The sequence below is a fragment of the Streptomyces sp. NPDC092369 genome, assembly GCF_044755245.1.
GTDB lineage: Bacteria > Actinomycetota > Actinomycetes > Streptomycetales > Streptomycetaceae > Streptomyces.
Genome location: NZ_JBIVQP010000007.1, coordinates 254901 through 271659 on the forward strand (window position 1 = coordinate 254901; position 16759 = coordinate 271659).

The 16759-nt window shown below is 72.3% G+C and carries 16 protein-coding genes; 5 read left to right on the plus strand and 11 right to left on the minus strand.

The annotated features are described in order from the left end of the window. Positions 1-14: 14 nt before the first annotated feature. The 6 genes from ACIQI8_RS36215 to ACIQI8_RS36240 form a co-directional block, all read right to left on the minus strand. Entirely contained in the window at positions 15-1274 is a 1260-nt protein-coding gene (locus ACIQI8_RS36215) for an FAD-dependent oxidoreductase (protein WP_402360349.1), read from the minus strand. Between the two features lie 32 nt (positions 1275-1306). Beyond that, a complete protein-coding gene (locus tag ACIQI8_RS36220; RefSeq protein ID WP_402360352.1) occupies positions 1307-2164 on the minus strand; it encodes a beta-ketoacyl synthase chain length factor in 858 nt (285 codons plus the stop codon). Next, positions 2161-3354 carry a beta-ketoacyl-[acyl-carrier-protein] synthase family protein gene (locus tag ACIQI8_RS36225; RefSeq protein WP_402360355.1) on the minus strand — a complete coding sequence of 398 codons (1194 nt, stop codon included), beginning with the start codon at positions 3352-3354 and terminating at the stop codon, positions 2161-2163. Before ACIQI8_RS36225 ends, ACIQI8_RS36220 begins: the two co-directional genes overlap by 4 nt. Continuing rightward, positions 3344-3592 (minus strand): acyl carrier protein, encoded by a 249-nt coding sequence (locus ACIQI8_RS36230; RefSeq protein ID WP_402360358.1) that lies wholly within the window; start codon positions 3590-3592, stop codon positions 3344-3346. Before ACIQI8_RS36230 ends, ACIQI8_RS36225 begins: the two co-directional genes overlap by 11 nt. After that, positions 3589-3867, minus strand: coding sequence for an acyl carrier protein (locus ACIQI8_RS36235; RefSeq protein ID WP_402360361.1), 279 nt, complete (start codon positions 3865-3867; stop codon positions 3589-3591). Before ACIQI8_RS36235 ends, ACIQI8_RS36230 begins: the two co-directional genes overlap by 4 nt. Positions 3868-3928: 61 nt before the next feature. Further along, positions 3929-4738 carry a 2-amino-3,7-dideoxy-D-threo-hept-6-ulosonate synthase gene (locus tag ACIQI8_RS36240; RefSeq protein WP_402360364.1) on the minus strand — a complete coding sequence of 270 codons (810 nt, stop codon included), beginning with the start codon at positions 4736-4738 and terminating at the stop codon, positions 3929-3931. A gap of 262 nt (positions 4739-5000) precedes the next feature. Here ACIQI8_RS36240 and ACIQI8_RS36245 point away from each other — a divergent pair, with 262 nt between their 5' ends. The 5 genes from ACIQI8_RS36245 (at position 5001) to ACIQI8_RS36265 (ending at position 8797) form a co-directional block, all read left to right on the plus strand. Further along, on the plus strand, positions 5001-6119 hold the full coding sequence (locus tag ACIQI8_RS36245; RefSeq protein ID WP_402360367.1) for a 3-dehydroquinate synthase II family protein: 1119 nt from the start codon (positions 5001-5003) through the stop codon (positions 6117-6119). Between the two features lie 98 nt (positions 6120-6217). Beyond that, positions 6218-7630: a class I adenylate-forming enzyme family protein gene (locus ACIQI8_RS36250; RefSeq protein WP_402360370.1), complete on the plus strand. Its 1413-nt coding sequence runs from the start codon at positions 6218-6220 to the stop codon at positions 7628-7630. Beyond that, entirely contained in the window at positions 7627-8079 is a 453-nt protein-coding gene (locus ACIQI8_RS36255) for a MaoC family dehydratase N-terminal domain-containing protein (protein WP_402360373.1), read from the plus strand. The genes ACIQI8_RS36250 and ACIQI8_RS36255 overlap by 4 nt, the downstream gene beginning before the upstream one ends. Then, the gene (locus ACIQI8_RS36260) at positions 8076-8507 is read left to right on the plus strand and encodes a MaoC/PaaZ C-terminal domain-containing protein (RefSeq protein ID WP_402360376.1); all 432 of its coding nucleotides are present in this window, start codon (positions 8076-8078) and stop codon (positions 8505-8507) included. Before ACIQI8_RS36255 ends, ACIQI8_RS36260 begins: the two co-directional genes overlap by 4 nt. Continuing rightward, positions 8504-8797: a chorismate mutase gene (locus ACIQI8_RS36265; RefSeq protein ID WP_402360379.1), complete on the plus strand. Its 294-nt coding sequence runs from the start codon at positions 8504-8506 to the stop codon at positions 8795-8797. The genes ACIQI8_RS36260 and ACIQI8_RS36265 overlap by 4 nt, the downstream gene beginning before the upstream one ends. A 293-nt stretch (positions 8798-9090) precedes the next feature. Here ACIQI8_RS36265 and ACIQI8_RS36270 read toward each other — a convergent pair whose 3' ends face one another. The 5 genes from ACIQI8_RS36270 to ACIQI8_RS36290 form a co-directional block, all read right to left on the minus strand. Beyond that, positions 9091-10611: a DHA2 family efflux MFS transporter permease subunit gene (locus tag ACIQI8_RS36270; RefSeq protein ID WP_402360382.1), complete on the minus strand. Its 1521-nt coding sequence runs from the start codon at positions 10609-10611 to the stop codon at positions 9091-9093. 75 nt (positions 10612-10686) lie between these two features. Continuing rightward, on the minus strand, positions 10687-12255 hold the full coding sequence (locus ACIQI8_RS36275) for a long-chain fatty acid--CoA ligase (RefSeq protein ID WP_402360385.1): 1569 nt from the start codon (positions 12253-12255) through the stop codon (positions 10687-10689). 88 nt (positions 12256-12343) lie between these two features. Then, positions 12344-13573: a 5-aminolevulinate synthase gene (hemA, locus tag ACIQI8_RS36280; RefSeq protein WP_402360388.1), complete on the minus strand. Its 1230-nt coding sequence runs from the start codon at positions 13571-13573 to the stop codon at positions 12344-12346. Positions 13574-13664: 91 nt separating this feature from the next. After that, a complete protein-coding gene (locus ACIQI8_RS36285) occupies positions 13665-15233 on the minus strand; it encodes a class I adenylate-forming enzyme family protein (RefSeq protein WP_402360391.1) in 1569 nt (522 codons plus the stop codon). A gap of 423 nt (positions 15234-15656) precedes the next feature. Next, entirely contained in the window at positions 15657-16556 is a 900-nt protein-coding gene (locus ACIQI8_RS36290; RefSeq protein ID WP_402360394.1) for an NAD-dependent protein deacetylase, read from the minus strand. Positions 16557-16759 lie beyond the last annotated feature (203 nt).

A 16759-nucleotide genomic window follows, 5' to 3' on the forward strand; every position in this document is an offset into this window, starting at 1 on the left:
CCTTCTGTGGTGTGTCAGTGCTTCGCGGTGGCGTACCGCGCCTGGCGGGCGGCGGCCCGCGCGAGCAGCGGCCTGATCTCGGGCTGGCCGAGGGCGAGGACCTCGAACTCAGGGGCGCGTTCCCGCTCCGGTGCCGCCTGGTCCGCGCGGGCGGGGGTGTTGGTGGCCTGGAGGTTCTGGAGGGCCTCTATATAAGGGCGACGGATCTGCTCGAACACGTCGAAGCCGCCGTCGCCCTGCCCGGTCAGCGCCTGGTCCACGGCGTCCGTGAGGCACACGGCGTCCTGGAGGGAGGTGTTCATGCCCTGCCCCGCGAAGGCGTGCATCCCGTGCGCGCTGTCGCCGAGCAGGACGACGTTGCCCGCGCTCCATGCCCGCGCCCGTACCGAGTGGTGCTGGACGCGGCGTACCTGGTCCCAGTCGGTGATGTGCTGTGCGAACCAGTCGGCCAGCCGGGGCACGACGTCGGACCACACCTTCACCAGGCCCTCCACCGGCCCGTCCAGGACCGCGGCGGCGGCTGCCGCGTCGGTGATCCACACGATCACCAGACCGTCCTCGCCGCGGCGGGTCTCCAGCAGGTAGCCGTGCGCGCCGAAGTGCGCCCGGGTCAGCTCGTCCCAGCCGGGCGGGATGGGCACGCCCGCGTCGAGGTAGCCGCCGCCGGATGCCGTGACCTCCGCGGGGATCCCGGCGAGTGCGCGGACGGCGGAGTCGCGGCCGTCGGCGGCCAGCAGGTACGCGGGCCGGTAGTCGCGGGTGCCGCCGGGGGTACGGACCGTCAGGGTGCGGGCGCCGCCGGGGGTGCCGCCGAGCGACTCGACCTCGGCACCCCACACCAGCGTCACGTTCGGCAGGGCGTCCAGCGCGGCGAGCATCCCGCCCAGCAGCGCGCCGGGCCGCAGCGACAGCGCGTACGGCACGGGGCTGCCGGGGAGATCCTCGTACCGGTAGCTGCCCGCGAGGGCGCCGCCGAAGTAGGCCTCGGCACCTAGCATCCGGCCGGCTCCCACGGAGGCGGCGGTGAGCAGCCCCGCCTGGTCGAGCAGGCCGAGGGTGACCGGCTGCACGATGACGGACCCGCCGGCCGCGGGTGCGGCGCCGGCGGGGTCGGGGCGGCGCTCCAGTACGGTGACGCGCCGGCCTCGGCGACCGAGCAGCAGCGCCGCCAGCAGTCCGGCCGGTCCGGCGCCGACGACGACGCAGTCGGGGGCGGTGTCGTCCCCGGCAGGAGGGACGGGCCCGGTGGGGCCGCTCGATGCGTTCGCGTTCAATGCGGATACCTTTCCTGGGGTTCTCGGGTCGGTCAGGGGGCGGTGGGGCCGACCTGGAAGCGGTCGGGGCCGCCGGTATGGACGACCGCGCGGGTCACCCGGCCGCCGCTGACCCGTTCGGCGGCCTGCGCGGTCTCCACGAGGGCGCGCAGCCAGCCGAAGGGTGCGCTCCACGCGGCGGTGGTGTCCGCGGGAGCAGGCTCGGCGGGTACGGACCTGAGTTCGGGCAGTCCGGACGTGGTGCGGCGCAGCAGCAGGGCGACCGCCGCATCACCGGCGGGCAGCGCCTCAAGGCCTTCTTCGGCGGCGATCCGCTCGTGCACCCAGGTGGCCCGCCGGCCCGGCTCGGTCTCCACGCCGATCACCAGGACCTGTTCCACGTCGTCCTGGTCGAGCAGCAGGTCGGCGGTGCGCAGGGCGTCGGCGGCCAGGTCGCCGCCCGCCGAGATGCAGGTGAGCTGCCCGGTGATGCCGTACCGCTTGGTGAGATGGCCGAGGATCGAGGTGGTGACGGACTGGAAGAACAGCAGGGGGCTGTGGACCTGTCCGGCGACCAGGCGCTGGGTGGCGGTGTCCGTAGTGGTGGTGTCGCCGTAGAGAGTGGCCAGGACGACGGCGGTTCGCGGCCCGAGGTCGCCGACCAGGTCGTCCGGGGTGCCGGGCGCGCCGAGACAGGCGGTGACCACGTCGTGCACGAGGGGGCTGAAGCGGGAGACGACAAAGCCGACCACCTTGGGCAGTTCGGTGTCGGCGGCGCCGGGCAGCCCGGCCGCCGCCTCTCCCCACGGGGTGCGGCAGGCGGCGCCCGCGATGGCGCGCGGCCGGGTGAGCGCGGTCGGCATACGGGCGTCCTTCGTCGGTGAGGTCGGGTGGCGCGTGGCGGGTGTCATGGCCGCTCCAGCACGAGGGCGGCGTTGACCCCGCCGAACGCGGCGTTGAGGGAGAGGGCGTAGCGGGCGTCGGACGGGCGGGCCGCGGACGGGATGTGATCGAGGTCGCAGGCGGGGTCGGGCTCGGTCAGGCCCGCCGTGGGCGGCAGTACGCCGTCACGCAGGGCGAGCAGGGTGATCACGGCCTCGACGGCTCCGGTGGCCTCCAGCATGTGACCGGTGCTGCTCTTGGTGGAGCTGACCGGTACGTCGCCGGTGTGCGGGCCGAGGAGGCGGTGCAGGGCAGCGGTCTCGGCGACGTCGTTGAGGGGGGTGCCGGTGCCGTGCGCGTTGACGTAGCCGAGGTGCTCGGGCCGTATCCCGGCGCGGCGCAGCGCGGCTTGGGCCGCCGCTGCGAGACCCAGGCCCTGGGGGTGCGGCTGAATGACGTGGTGGGCGTCGGCCGCCATGCCCCATCCGGCGACTTTGGCCTGCACCTCGGCGCCTCGGGCACGGGCACGGGCGGCGTCCTCCAGGACGAGGACGGCCACGCCGTCGCCCTGGAGGAGTCCGTCCCGGTCGGCGGCGAAGGAGCGGACGCGGTCGCGGCGGCTGAGGGCCTTGCCGGAGTCGAACTTGGCGAACACGTCCTCGGTGACGAGGTACGCGCCGCCGCAGACCACGGTGTGCGCGGCGCCGCTCGCGATGAGGGCCGCGCCGTGCGCGATGGCGTTGGTGGAGGCGACGCAGGCGTTGACGAACGCGAGCCGGGTGCCGCCGAGGCCGTGGCGCTCGCCGAGTCGGTGGGCGAGGCGGGCTGGAAGGCTGTCCAGCATGCGCCGGTCGGCGGGCTGGTGTCCGGCCGCGCTGTCCTCCCAAAAGGAGCGGGCCGCCGCGTAGTCGCCGTTGGTTCCGAGCAGGACCGGCGCGTCGGCGGCGTCGGCGCCGGCCATCCGCAGCGCCTCGGCGGCGCACGCGTCCAGTACGTCGGCTTGAGCCGGCGTGTATCCGGGCTTGACAGGCACGTCGGGCACGGGCGGACCGTCACCCTCGTAGGTCCCGGCGTAGGTGGCCCGGTAGGGGGCCGGGTCGAAGCGGGTGACCGGCGAGAAGCCCGGCCGTCCGGCGAACACGCCGTCGCGCAGGGCCTGGGCACCGAACCCGAACGCGGTGAACACGCCGAACCCGGTGATCGCCACCTCATGCGTCATGGACGACCTCCTTGGCCGTGGTGCGGGTGAGCAGGCGGTGCAGTTCGGCCACGGAGGTGCAGGAGGCGAGGTCCTCCTCGTCGTCCGGTGCGACGGTGATGCCGTGCTCCTCCTGGAGCAGGTGCACCAGCCAGACCAGGGTCAGGGAGTCGAGTACGAACTCGTCGTCCGGGTCGGCGTCCTCGGCGAGGAAGCCGCACTCGCCGAGCATCCGTACGACGTCGCGGACGGAGATCACTGAGCGGCCCCGCCCGCGGCCACGCGCGAACGGCGCTCGACCACCACCGCGACGAGTTCGCCGAGGGTGGAGACGGCCTCGGGATCGAGCTCCGACTCCGGCAGCTCGATGTCGTACTCGCCCTCCAGTTGGAGCATCAGCTCGATGGTGGCGAGGGATTCCAGGCCGAGGCCGGAGTCGCCGAGGGGCGTGTCGTCGTCGACCCGGTCCGGGAGGGGCAGGTTGATCACGTCGCGCACCACGGTCAGGACGAACGCGCGGGTTTCCTCATGCATGGGTGGTTCCTTCGGCAGCGGGTGGACAGGGCGGGAGGTGTCGGGCGCGTGGCGCGCCGGCTCAGCGCACGACGGCCGGGACCGGGCCGGTCAGCAGTTCCGCGGAGTCGGGCAACCCGTGGATCACCTCGGCGAGTTCACGGACCGCCTTGACTGGCTCGGGGTGCTGGAAGACACCGCGGCCGACGGCGAGGCCGCTTGCTCCGGCGGCCATCGCGGCGGCGGCGAACTCGTTGAGCGCGGTGCCCGCGGGGCCGCCCGCGAGCAGCACCGGGATGGGGCAGCTGTCGACGATCTCGGCGAGCCGCTCGAACGGCCGCGGCCACGAGGTCTTGACGAGGGTGGCGCCGAGGTCGGCCGCCACGTTCACGACGTGCGCGAGCAACGCCGGGGCATGCGGGTCGGTGACGCGCGGTCCGCGCGGGTAGGCCATGGCCAGCAGCGGGACGTTCCAGCGCTGGCAGGCCTCGGCGACCGAGCCGAGGTCGGACAGTTGCGCGGCCTCGGAGTCGGAGCCGATGTTGACGTGGACGCTCACCGCGTCCGCGCCGAGCCGGACCGCCTCCTCCACATCGCCGACCAGGACCTTGGCGTCGCCGTCGAGCGCGTGCGGGGTGCTCGCGCTGAGGTGGACGACGAGGGCGCACTCGCGCAGCAGCCGGGGATCGACCGTCCTGGCCCGTCCCTTGTGCACGACAATCGCGTCGGCGCCGCCGGCCACCACGTCGCTCACCAGCCCGTTGAAGCGGGCGGCGTCGACGATCGGCCCGTCGGCCACCGAGTGGTCCATCGGCACGAAGAGGAAGCGTCCATCCCGGTGCCGGGAGAGCCGGGCCAGCCGAACGGCGAGCCCGTCGGACCGTGCAGTCATACTCCATCAACTCCTGGTTTCCATGCGGGTGTTGCCGCACCTCGGCAGGCAAGCTGGAGTCTTGCGCGGGTGCCTTGGCGCGGCAGCCCCCGAATGGAGCGTCAGTAGGGCAGCCGCGGGCAGCGCGATGGAGGTAGCCGTACAGGCAGGTGGGGCCCCGCCTGTACGGAGCCCGGTCGAGCAGTCCTATCGAGCATGTGGGGCACGGGTGGCCGATGCGAGGGTTTCGGCTGTCAGCGAGCCGATCGTAGGGATGGTAGTTGTGAAATTCGCTTGGGTTGATCTCCGCTCCGTCGCCGCCGACCGGCGCGAGTCGATCGTCGACGCCACGGTCCACGCCCGGCTGGCCGGCGTGCTGGACGACCGGCTGGAGACGCTCGCACTCCTGCCGCCGACGGTGCAGAAGCTGCTGGTCACCGAGGACGGTGCGACGCTCGCGCCGGAGGCCGCCGACGTCGCCGACGTGGTGCTCACCCGGATCAGCACCACGGCGGAGCTGGACAAGCTGAAGCTGTCCGCGGCCGACCGGCCCGATCGCTTCGGCGCGTTCGTCGAGGTCGTCGACGACCCGACGCTGCGCGTGGCGTGCGCCGCCGCGCAGGCGCTGGAGTACACGGTGGTGAAGTTCCGCGACCCCACGAAGATCCCGCTGGAGATCGTGATCGCCGCTGCCGACAAGTCCCCGGGGCGCCTGATCTGCGAGGCGGACGGCCTGGAGGAGGCCGGCATCATCGTGGACGTCCTGGAGAAGGGCTCGGACGGTCTGCTGTTGGCCCCCAAGGACGCCAACGACATCTTCGGTCTGACGGCGCTGCTGGCCAGCAGTACTCCCGATCTGGACCTGACCACGCTGACCGTGGAGTCGATCGAGCACAACGGGCTCGGCGACCGGGTGTGCGTGGACACCTGCACGCACTTCGAGAAGGACGAGGGCATCCTGGTCGGCTCGTACGCGCACGGCTTCGTGCTGTGCGTGAGCGAGACGCACCCGCTGCCGTACATGCCCACCCGGCCGTTCCGGGTGAACGCCGGCGCGCTGCACTCGTACGTGCTGGGCGCGGACAACCGGACCAACTACCTCAGCGAACTCAAGGCGGGCAGCACGGTTCTCGGTGTCACGGCCGACGGGCGGACCCGGCGGATCGTGGTGGGCCGGGTGAAGCTGGAGTCGCGTCCGCTGCTGACGGTCCGGGCGCGTTCGGAGAGCGGTGTCGAGGTCAGCCTGACGCTCCAGGACGACTGGCACGTACGGGTCCTCGGTCCGGGCGCGGCGGTGCTGAACTGCACCGAGCTGAAGCCCGGCGACAAGCTGCTGGGCTACCTGGCCACCGACAAGCGCCATGTCGGCTGGCCGGTGGGCGAGTTCTGCATCGAGAAGTGACCGACGCGCGAGGTACGACCGGCATCCGCCCGAGCGGGATGCCGGTCCCCGCCTCCACGTTCACGCTCTGCACGGAGCCTGACGGAAGGGATGACGTGATGGCTGCCGCCACGGACTTCGGCTCCTGGCTCGCCGCTCTCCTGTCGGACCGGGAACGTTTCGACGAGGTGTGGGCCCACGGGGAGACCGTGGTGACCCGGCACCGGCTGCGCACCGGCACCGAGCGCGCGGGTGCGGCCCTCGCGGCGCACGGAGTCAGGGGCGGCAGCACGGTCGCCGTCCAGGTACCGCCGAGTCTCACCCTGCTGTGGTCGGTGTTCGCACTGTGGTCGGCGGGCGCGCAGGTGATGCTGTTCGACCCGCGGTTGACGGCCGCCGAGACGACCCGGCTGCTGGAGCTGTGCGAGCCGCAGTTCCATCTGACCTCGCCCGCCTCCGGCCGGTCCACGGCCGTCTTCCGGGACGAGTGCGAGGTGGTCGTGGAGCGCCGCAGGACCGGCCGGCCGGCTCAGAGCGAGCACGCACTGCTCCAGTTCAGCTCGGGTTCGACCGGGCTGCCGAAGGTGATCGGCCGTTCGGGCCGGTCGCTGCTCGCGGAGGTGGAGCGGTTCGCCGACCTGCCCGACATGCCCAAGCGCGGCGAGAACCTGCTGCTGCTCAGCTCGTTGATGCACTCCTTCGGACTGATCGGCGGTGTGCTGCATTCGCTGTCGGCCGGGGTGGCGCTGCACTTCGCCGCCCGCCCGCAGCCCTTCGAGCTGCTGAAGCTGATGGCGGAGCGGCCGGTGGACGCGGTGTTCGGAGTGCCGGTCCACTTCGACCTGCTGAGCCGGACCGCCGCGCCGCCACCGCTGCCCGCGCTGCGGCTGGCGGTCTCCGGCGGCGAGATGCTGTCGTGTGAGGTCTTCGACCGGTTCGCGCGGCGCTACGGCGTCCGGGTGGGCCAGGCGTACGGGATGACCGAGGCGGGCATCATCGCCACCGACCTGACGGGACGTCATGGCCCGTCGGCGGTGGGGCTCCCAGCCCCCGGTGTCGGGACGGCCGTGGTCGAGGGGACTCTGCGGGTGCGACTCGCAGAGGACCCCTACCTGCACACGGACCGCGCCGATCGGTTCACGGACGGCTGGCTCAACACGTACGACCGGTGCCGGGCGCGGCCCGGTTCGGGGGTCCTGGAGATCAACGGACGGGCCGACTCCGTGGTCGCGATCGGCGGGCTGAAGGTCGACCTCACGGAGATCGAGGCGGTCCTCGCCGACCATCCCGAGGTCGGGGAAGCCGTGGTGGTCTTCGGCGAGGCGATCGAGGCGCACGTGGTGGCCAAAGGGGCGCTCAGCAAGAGCGCCCTGCTCGACTGGTGCCGGGTCCGGCTCAGTGCGCACAAGATTCCCAAGGTGTTCCACTTCAACGCGGCCGCGCTGCCGCGCACCAGCAACGGAAAGCTGATCCGCAACCGCGACCTGCTGCACGCGGCGCGGGAGAAGGGCCGTCAGGCGGTGATCCGGTGATCGACACGGCGTTTGTGGGCACCAGGTCCGCGCCCTTCACGGCGGAGGTGGAGCGCGGCAGGCTGCGGATGTTCAACGAGGTGGTGGGGGCGCCCGGGGCGAAGTTCACCGACCTGGACGCCGCCCGGCGAGCCGGCCACCCGGATCTGCCGGTGCCGCCCACCTTTCTGTTCGGCCTCGACCTCGCGGATCCGTCGGATCTGCTGACCGAGATGGGCGTGGCCCTCGACCGGGTGCTCCACGTGGAACAGGGCTTCGTCTACCACCACCCGGCGTTCGCCGGCCAGACCCTCACCTTCGCGCCCGTCATCACGGACATCAGGGCCCGTGGCGCACTGGAGTTCGTGGTACGCGACACGGCGGTGACCGGTCCCGGCGGAGAGCCGGTGGCGGACCTGCACCAGGTGATCGCGGTCCGGGCGGCGAGCGAGGGCGGGGAGGGAACATGAGCGTGTTCTCCCCCGCGTCGGCCGAGATCGGCACAGAACTGCCCGAACTTCCGGGCGTATCGATCACCCGGACACTACTGGCGTTGTTCGCGGGCGCGTCCGGCGACCACAACCCGATCCACATCGACTCGGACGCGGCCCGTGCTGCCGGTCTGGACGATGTGATCGCGCACGGCATGCTGTCCATGGCCCTGCTGGGGCGGCTTCTTACGACTTGGGTACCGGTCCAGGACCTGCTGTCGTTCAAGGTCCGCTTCTCGGCGCCCACCCCGGTCCACGCCGTGGTGCGCTGCGCTGCCCGCGTCACGGCGATCGACGAGGACGAGGGGGTGCGCCGGGCCCGGCTGTCCGTCACCGTACGGATCGAGGACGGCCCGGTCACCGTGCGCGGCGAGGCCTTCGTACGGCTGCCGGGAGCCAAGCGGTGAGCGGGGTGCGGTCGGCCGCCGAGCGAGTGGCGGAGCAGCACGACTACATCGGCGAGCTGGACCGGTCGCTGATCGATCTGGTCGTCCGGCGCAGCGAGGCGGCGGCGGAACTCGCCTCGCTGCGCCGCCGGCTGGGCTCGCCGAGTGCGGAGCTGGCCCGGGAGAACGCCGTACTGCGCCTCTACCACTCGGCGCTCGGCCGTTCGGGCACCTCGCTGGCGCTGCTGTTGCTGGGCCTGGGGCGACCTGAGCCCAATCCGGCCGAGGAGGAGCCGCACGAGAGAGGGTGAGGGCGGAGAAACTGGGGCCGGGCACGCACGGACGTGCCCGGCCCCAGTTCTGTCGGCGGCCCTGCCTTCGGGCCGGGTGCCTGCGCCGGGCGGGACTCCAGGGGTGGGCCGACGCGGGACGGTGTCTCTCCTGGTGCGACCCGTGCACGACGCGGAGGTCATGCACGTCCGCCCGTGCACCAGGTCCGCCCGGGTACAGGGCGACGCGCGGCCCGAGGGTGCGGACGGGCGGCGCGACCCGGACCGGGTGGTCCGTTCGGCCGCGCCGCCCGCTGCCGGGGCCGCTCAGGAGATCAGACCGCGGCCTCGCCCAGTGGTACGGGTTCGGCGGCCGGCGAAGAGGCTTCACGCGGCTGCCTGCCCGGCAAGGCCACGCACGGCAGCAAGGCGAGGACGGTCAGCCCCAGCGCCCACCAGAACGTCGTGGAGAAGGCACCCGCCAGCGAATGCGCGATGTCGCTGTCCGGCAGCACCTGGGTCAACCCGGCGGAACGGCCGTCGAGTTCGGCCGTCGCGCGCTGCTGGAGCACCACGGCGAGCGCGGCCGTACCGACCGAGGCGCCGATCCGCTGGAAGATGTTGAAGGCACTGGTCGCGTGCGGCACCGTGGCGGCCGTGAGACCCGAGTAGGCCGTGGTCATGCACGGGAGCATGGCCGCACCGAAACCGAAGCCGCGGACCACCATCGACGAGCAGAGCAGGAGCTTGCTGCTGTCCGCGGTGATCAGACCGAACGGAAGGGTCGCGGCCGCCGCGAGGAGGACGCCCGCGATCGAGACCGACCGCGCGCCGTACATGGCGGTGAGCCGGCCGACCACCACGATGGCGAGGAAGTAACCGATGCTCTGCGGCATCAGGAGTAGGCCCGACTCCATCACGTCCGCGCCGCGGACCAGTTGGAAGTACAGCGGCAGCGGGATCATCGCGCCGAACATCGCCATGCTGAGGAAGAACGTCGCCGCCGTGCCGCTGGTGAAGTTGCGCTCCCGCAGCAGCCGCAGGTCCATGAGAGGCGCGAAGCGGGTCCGCAGCGCGTGCACGCTGAAGGCCGCGATCAGCAGCACACCGGCGATCAGCCCGATGATCGTGCGGCCATTGCCGAAGCTGCCCTCCTCACCCACCTCGGACAGGCCGTACAGGAAGGCGCCGAGGCCGGGCGCGAGCAGGACGAGACCCAGCACGTCCAGGCGGGAGCGGCCGGGGGTGACCACATTGCTGATCTTCATCAGGGACAGCGCGATGGTGACGAGGCCGAGCGGCAGGTTGAGGTAGAAGGTCCAGCGCCAGCCGATGTTGTCGATGACGACTCCGCCGAGCGTCGGTCCGACGACCGGGGCGAACATGGCCGGGATGGAGACGATGCCCATCAGCCTTCCCAGCCGCTTGGTGCCGGCGGCCTGCGCCAGCAGCGACTGGCCGACCGGCATCACCAGACCGCCGCCGATGCCCTGGAGCACACGGAAGAAGATCAGGCTCTCCACCGACCAGGACAGTCCGGCGAGCAGCGACCCGGCGAGGAAGACCACCTGCGAGAAGAGCCAGGTCTGCTTGGCGCCGAAGCGTTCGACGGCCCAGCCGCTGAGCGGGATGGTCATGCACAGGGCCAGCAGATAGCCCGTCACGGACCACTGGACGGCGGACAGTTCGGCGTCGAACTCCTTCGCGAGCGTGCCGACCGCCACGTTCACGATCGTGCTGTCCAACAGGGTGGCGAAACCGCCCAGCACAAGGATGCCGGTGAGCCACCACAGATCGGGGCCGATGCGTTCGGAGTCGACCGCGGCCGCCGACGGCGCCGCGTTGTCCTTGCTCATGGGTGTCCATTCCCTTCGGAGGATCGTCGACCCAGATCGTTCCACGACACATGTCGTGTGTGCAACACGTGTCGCTTAATCGCGCATCGATCGGGCCGGAACCGCGGGCCCGTCGCCCACCAGTGCGGCCAACTCGCGCTTGAGGACCTTTCCACTGGGTCCGAGGGGGAAGGAGTCGACGAACTCCACTCGCCGGGGGTACTTGTAGGCGGCGAGCCGCTCCCGGCTCCAGTTCACGATCCGCTCGCCGAGCGGCTGCCCGGCGGCCACCCCGGGCCGTGCCACGACCACCGCGCACACCTCCTCGCCGTGCCGCTCGTCGGGCAGGCCGATGACGGCCACCTGCGCGACGGCCGGGTGGTGCACGAGCACCTCCTCGATCTCGCGCGGGTAGACGTTGTAGCCGCCGCGCACCACCATGTCCTTCTTGCGGTCGACCACCGACAGATAGCCGTCCTCGTCCTTCACGCCGAGGTCGCCCGTCCGGAACCAGCCGTCCACCAGCACCTCGGCGGTCGCCTCGGGACGCCCCAGGTATCCGGCCATCACGTTGTGGCCGCGAACCACGATCTCGCCCACCGTGCCCGCCGCCACCAGTTCGATCCGGCCCTCCGCGTCGGCCCGCGCGATCTCCACCTCGACGCCCCGGATGGGCAGCCCCACCGTGCCCGGCCGGGTCGGCCAGGCCTTTTGGTTGTACGCCACCACCGGGGAGGTCTCGGTGAGTCCGTACCCCTCGTACACCGGGCAGCCGAAGGTCCGCCGGACCTCGTCGAGCACCTTGACCGGCAGAGCGGAGCCGCCGGAGTAGACACGGTCGAGTGGGGGCCGCCGGGGTTCGTGCCGCGCCGCTTCGAGCAGCGCCAGGTACATCGTGGGCACGCCCATGAACACCGTGCAGCCGTGACGGATCATCAGCTCAAGGGCGGGACCGGCGTCGAACCGCTCCATCAGGACCATGGTCGCCCCGGCCCGGAAGCAGGTGCTCATCGCGCAGACCAGCCCGAAGGTGTGGAACAGGGGCAGGCAGCCGAGCAGCACGTCACCGGGCCGGAAGTCGAACGGCGAGACCATCCCGACCTCGACGTTGCTCACGATGTTGCGGTGCGTCAGCATCGCTCCCTTGGGCCGGCCGGTCGTGCCCGAGGTGTAGAGGACCACAGCCAGGTCGCCCGGCTCCTGCGGCCTCCAGCCCTCGATCGGCTCGGCCCGGTCGGCCACCGCGTCCAACCGGGGCGCGTCCGCGGCCCGGGGCGCCAGCACCGTGACCAGCCGCACCCCGGCGAGCGTCGCACCCGGCGCGCCCTCGGTCAGCAGCGCCCCCTCGCACACCAGGACCGAGGCGCCGCAGTCGCGCAGCACGTACTCGATCTCGGACGCCTTGAGCAGCGCGTGCACGGGGACCACGACCGCGCCCAGCGCCAACGCCCCGAAGTGGACGGCCGGGAACTCGGGCGAGTTGCCGATCAGCAGAGCCACCCGGTCACCCGGCCCGACGCCGAGGCCGGCCAGGGCCGCCGCGTACTTCCTGGCGCGCAGCCACAGCTGCTCGTAGGTCACCCGATCGTCACCGAAGACGACCGCCGGATGGTCCGGGCGCCGGGCCGCGGACTCGGCGAGGATCGCCGCCACCGACAGGGACATGAGGCCTCCGCTCAGCAGTGCTCGACGTGCGCTCTCGTGCGCGGTGCCCCGGCCCGCAGGCCCGGGGCACCGCGCAGGACGGCACCGGTCACAGGGTGTGCGCGGTCCGCGTCCTGGGAATGTCCAGTTCCTGCCAGATGCCGCCGAGCGCCTCGGCGAACTTCTCCACGTCGCTGGTGCTGTGGGTGGCCGAGGGCGCAACCCGCAGGATCTCCTCGCCCGCCCGGACACTGGGCGCGTTGATCGCCTGGACGTAGATGCCGTGCCGCTCCAGCAGGAGGGCGGAGGCCTGCCGGCACAGCGCGTCGTCGCCGACGAACACGGACACGATGTGCGACATCGGCGAGACGTACGGGATGCCCCGCTCGTCCAGCAGGCGGTGCAGCAACCGGGCATTGTCCCGGAGCCGGTCGCGCTCCTCCTCGCTCGCGCGCAGGTGACGGACCGCGGCGAGCGCGCCCGCGGCCAGCGCCGGGGGCAGCGAGGTGGTGAAGATGAACGAGCGCGAGAAGCTGCGGACCGCGTCGATCAGCGGCGCGGGTCCGGCGATGTAGCCACCGGAGGTGCCGAACCCCTTGGCCAGCGTGCCCATGATGACGGTGAAGTCGTCGGCGATGCCCTCGCGGGCGGCGATTCCGGCGCCCTCGGGACCGTACATGCCGACCGCGTGCACCTCGTCTATGAACGTCGTCGCCCCGTGGCGCCGGGCGAGGGCGGAGATGTCCTTCAGCGGCGCCACGTCGCCGGACATCGAGTACACCGACTCCAGGACGATCATCTTGGGCCGCTGCGGGTCGGCGGCGGCGAGGAGCTCTTCAAGGTGTGCCACGTCGTTGTGACGGAATATTCGCTTCTCGGCGCGGCTGTGGCGCAGCCCGTCGATGATGGACGCGTGGTTCAGCTCGTCGGAGAAGACCAGCGTGCCGGGCATCCGGCCGGCCAGGACGGACAGCGCGCCGTCGTTCGCGGTGTAGCCGGAACTGAAGATCAGGGCGCTCTCCTTGGCATGCAGCGCCGCGAGTTCGTTCTCCAGCAGGACGTGGTAGTGGTTGGTGCCGCCGATGTTGCGCGAGCCGCCGGAGCCCGCGCCGAACGCGTCGAGGGCGGTACGCATCGCATCGAGCACCGCGGGGTGCTGCCCCATACCGAGGTAGTCGTTGCTGCACCAGACGCTGATGTCGAGGTCGCGGCCGTCGCCGGGGGTCCGGGCGACCGCACTGGGGAACCGCCCGGCGCGACGGCCGATCTCGAGGAAGGACCGCTTGCTGTCGGCGAACTCCTGCATCTCGCTCGCAAAGAAGTCCAAATGCTGGGTCATGGCGCGAACTCACTTTCTGGTAAGGGTCGTTGAGCCTTCGCCGGCATCCGACGGAACCGGAGCGAGAAGGGCCGTACTCGGGCAGAGGCGCTCAGACAGTGGCGGACAGCCGGCGCAGACGCCGTTTGTCGGGCTTGCCCGAGTCGTTGAGCGGGAGTTCGTCGAGGAACCGGATCTCCTCGGGTACGTGAGCCGCGGTCAGCGCGCTGCCGACCCGGGAGCAGACCTCGGCGGAGCCGACCCGGGCGCCGGGCCTCGCCACGATCGCGGCGTGCAGGTGCTCGATGCCGTCCATGTCGCGGACGCCGTAGACGGCGACGTGCGCGACACCGGCCAACGCGGCGATCTCCCGCTCCACGACGGCGGGGTAGATCTTGACGCCCTCGGCCTTCACCATGTCCGCGACCCGGTCGAGCAGGTGCAGATAGCCCTGCCCGTCGACGCGTCCGATGTCGCCGGTGCGGTACCAGCCCGCGCGCAGGACCAACGCGGTCAGGCCGGGATCCTTGAGGTAGCCGTCCATGACGTGGGGTGAGCGCACCCATACCTCGCCGCTGTGCCCGGTGGGCAGTTCGTCACCCGTGCCGGGGTCGCAGATCTTGACGGCGGTCTCCTCGAAGGGTCTGCCCACCGTGGTCCGCAGCCGCGGGTCCATGTGCTCTCCGGGGTCGAGCAGCGTGATCCGGCCGCCCTCGGTGGTCCCGTAGCCCTGTACGAGGACGGGCCCGAAGGTCTGCACGGCCTCCTCGATCCGTGCGGGCGCGGCGGTGCTGCCGCTGTAGATCAGCTGCCGCAGCGAGGAGAGGTCGGCCGGTTCGCCGCGGACGTGGTCCACCGCCCGGTACAGATGCGCGGTGGCCATGAAGGTGCGGGTGATGCGGTGTTCGGTCACCGCCCGCACGGCGCGCGCCGGTTCGAACTCCTCGTGCAGGACCACGGTTCCGCCCGCGGCGAGGACGGCGTCGGCCATCGGCCCCGCCGTGTGGCTGAGCGGTGTGACGACGAGCAGCCGTGGATCGTCCTCGGTGACGGAGGCTGCGGTGGCGGCGACGGTGCTCTCCCAGGCGCGCACCGACAGCCGGATCCCCTTGGGCTGAGCGGTGCTTCCACTGGTGAAGACGACAGCGGCGAGGTCGCTCGGATCGGGCGCGGCGAGCGGGCCGAGGTGAGCCGGGTCCGCGGGTTCCACGGGTACGGCGCCGCCGGCTCCGACTCCGAACCCGGTGACGGCGGGCCGTCGGTTGACGCGAGCGCACAGCTCCTGGGCACGCCCGGCGTTCTCGGCATCGGTGAACAGCACGTCGGTCGAGGTGTCCAGCAGGATCCGCAGCTGGGCGCCGAGCGGCAGAACGGGCGCGGTCGAGCCGGGATTGGCGGACCTCAGGTGAGTGACGGCGGCGCCCAACAGGTGGGCCGCGTACCGGGCGACGAGAGTGTCGGGGCTGTTGGGCGCCACCAGGATGCCCACAACGCTGCCGGGTCCCACGCCGAGCCCACGCAGGGTGCGGGCGGCGCCGGTCACGGCCCGGGCCAACTCCCCCGCCGTAGTGGCCCGTCCGCGCCAGTGCGTGGCGGTCCGGTGCGGGGCTGCGGCCAGTCGGGCCAGGATCCGGGCGGCGTAGCCCCCAGGATCGGCGGGCAGGTCCTGTGCGGCACCCATGGTCACCTCGTTTCAGCGTGCGGTGGCCCTGGCACGGGTCGCCGCTGTCCTCCACCGACGCGGATCAGCTTCCCGGCGGGCGAACCCGGCGACAATGTGCGAATGGCGTGCCTGAACGAGCGACGGGCGCGGCCCCGGTGACCGATCAGGCAGCGCACGACGGGCGCAGTTAGGGCACCCCGAACGAGCCCGTGGACGCCCCTCGCGACCGGTGCGCCGGGGTCGGGCGGTGCGTGGCGCGCTGCGGGTCCGGCCCCGGACCGCGCCACCGCCCCGCTGCGGACTCGGCGGCGAACGTCACCGCACATCAACGCCACCAGCCCGGAGAACTCGGTGTGCGGCTCAGGACTGTCGACGGCGACGCATCAACGCGTGATCCCGGTGAAGGCGGCTTCGTTCCATGCCGTCATCCGGACCTGTTCCTCAGCCCGCCTGCTCACCGACGGGGATGCCGAGTCGGTCGGCGACGGTCGTCAGGGCCGTTCCCAACGGCAGCGCCACCCGGGTGCGGGCGTGCGGGTCGCCACGGGTGGGGTCCCGGTTGACGATCAGCACCGGTTTGCCCTCCTGCGACGCCTGGCGGACGAACCGCAGGCCGGACATCACCGTCAGCGACGAGCCGAGGACCAGCAGGGCGGTCGACTCGCGGACCAGCCGCCGGCAGTGCTCGACACGCTGCGGCGGAACCGCCTCGCCGAAGAACACCACGTCCGGCTTGAGGACGCCCCCGCAGTCGGCGCACGGCACGACGTGGAAGTCCCCGACCTGCGCGTCGGTGAGGTCCGCGTCACCGTCCGGGTTGATCCCGGCGGCGACCGGGTCGAAGCCCGGGTTCTCGGCCTCCAGGCGCCGGGCGAGTTCGCGGCGCGGGCTGATCGCGCGGCAGGAGAGGCAGACAACCCGGTCCAGGCTGCCGTGGAGCTCCACGACGTCCTCGCTGCCGGCGGCCTGGTGCAGGCCGTCGACGTTCTGGGTGATCACGCCCGAGAGGCAGGTGTCCCGGGCGAAGGCGGCCACCGCCAGGTGTCCCGCATTCGGGCGGGCCCGCCCGAAGGTGCGCCAGCCGAGGTGGCTGCGCGCCCAGTACCTGCGCCGCGCCTGCGCGCCGCCGGTGAAGTCCTCGTAGGTCATCGGGGTGTGCCGGCTCAGGCTCCCGCCCTCGCCCCGGTAGTCGGGGATGCCCGACTCCGTGGAGATGCCCGCCCCGCTGAGCACCAGCACACCGCCTGCGCTCAGCGCGTCGACGACCGGCTCCAGGTCGGTGGTGCCCGGCAGCAGGTCCGCCGCCGCGGGGGTCCAGCTCAGAGTGGGGCGCATGCGCATGCCGCAAGGGTACGGAATCGGCGGCGGCCCTCGGCGGGCGTGGACGGTTGCCGGTGCAGGGGCCGCCGGACGACTGTGCGTGTGACGTCCCCTGCTCCCTCCGCAGCGGGCAAACCGGCGCCCGGCGCACCGGGCGGGCTCGTGGGCGCGCGGACATCCGCCGCGGTGAGCGCGAGCGCCGTTGCGGGGCGGCCTGCCGCGGA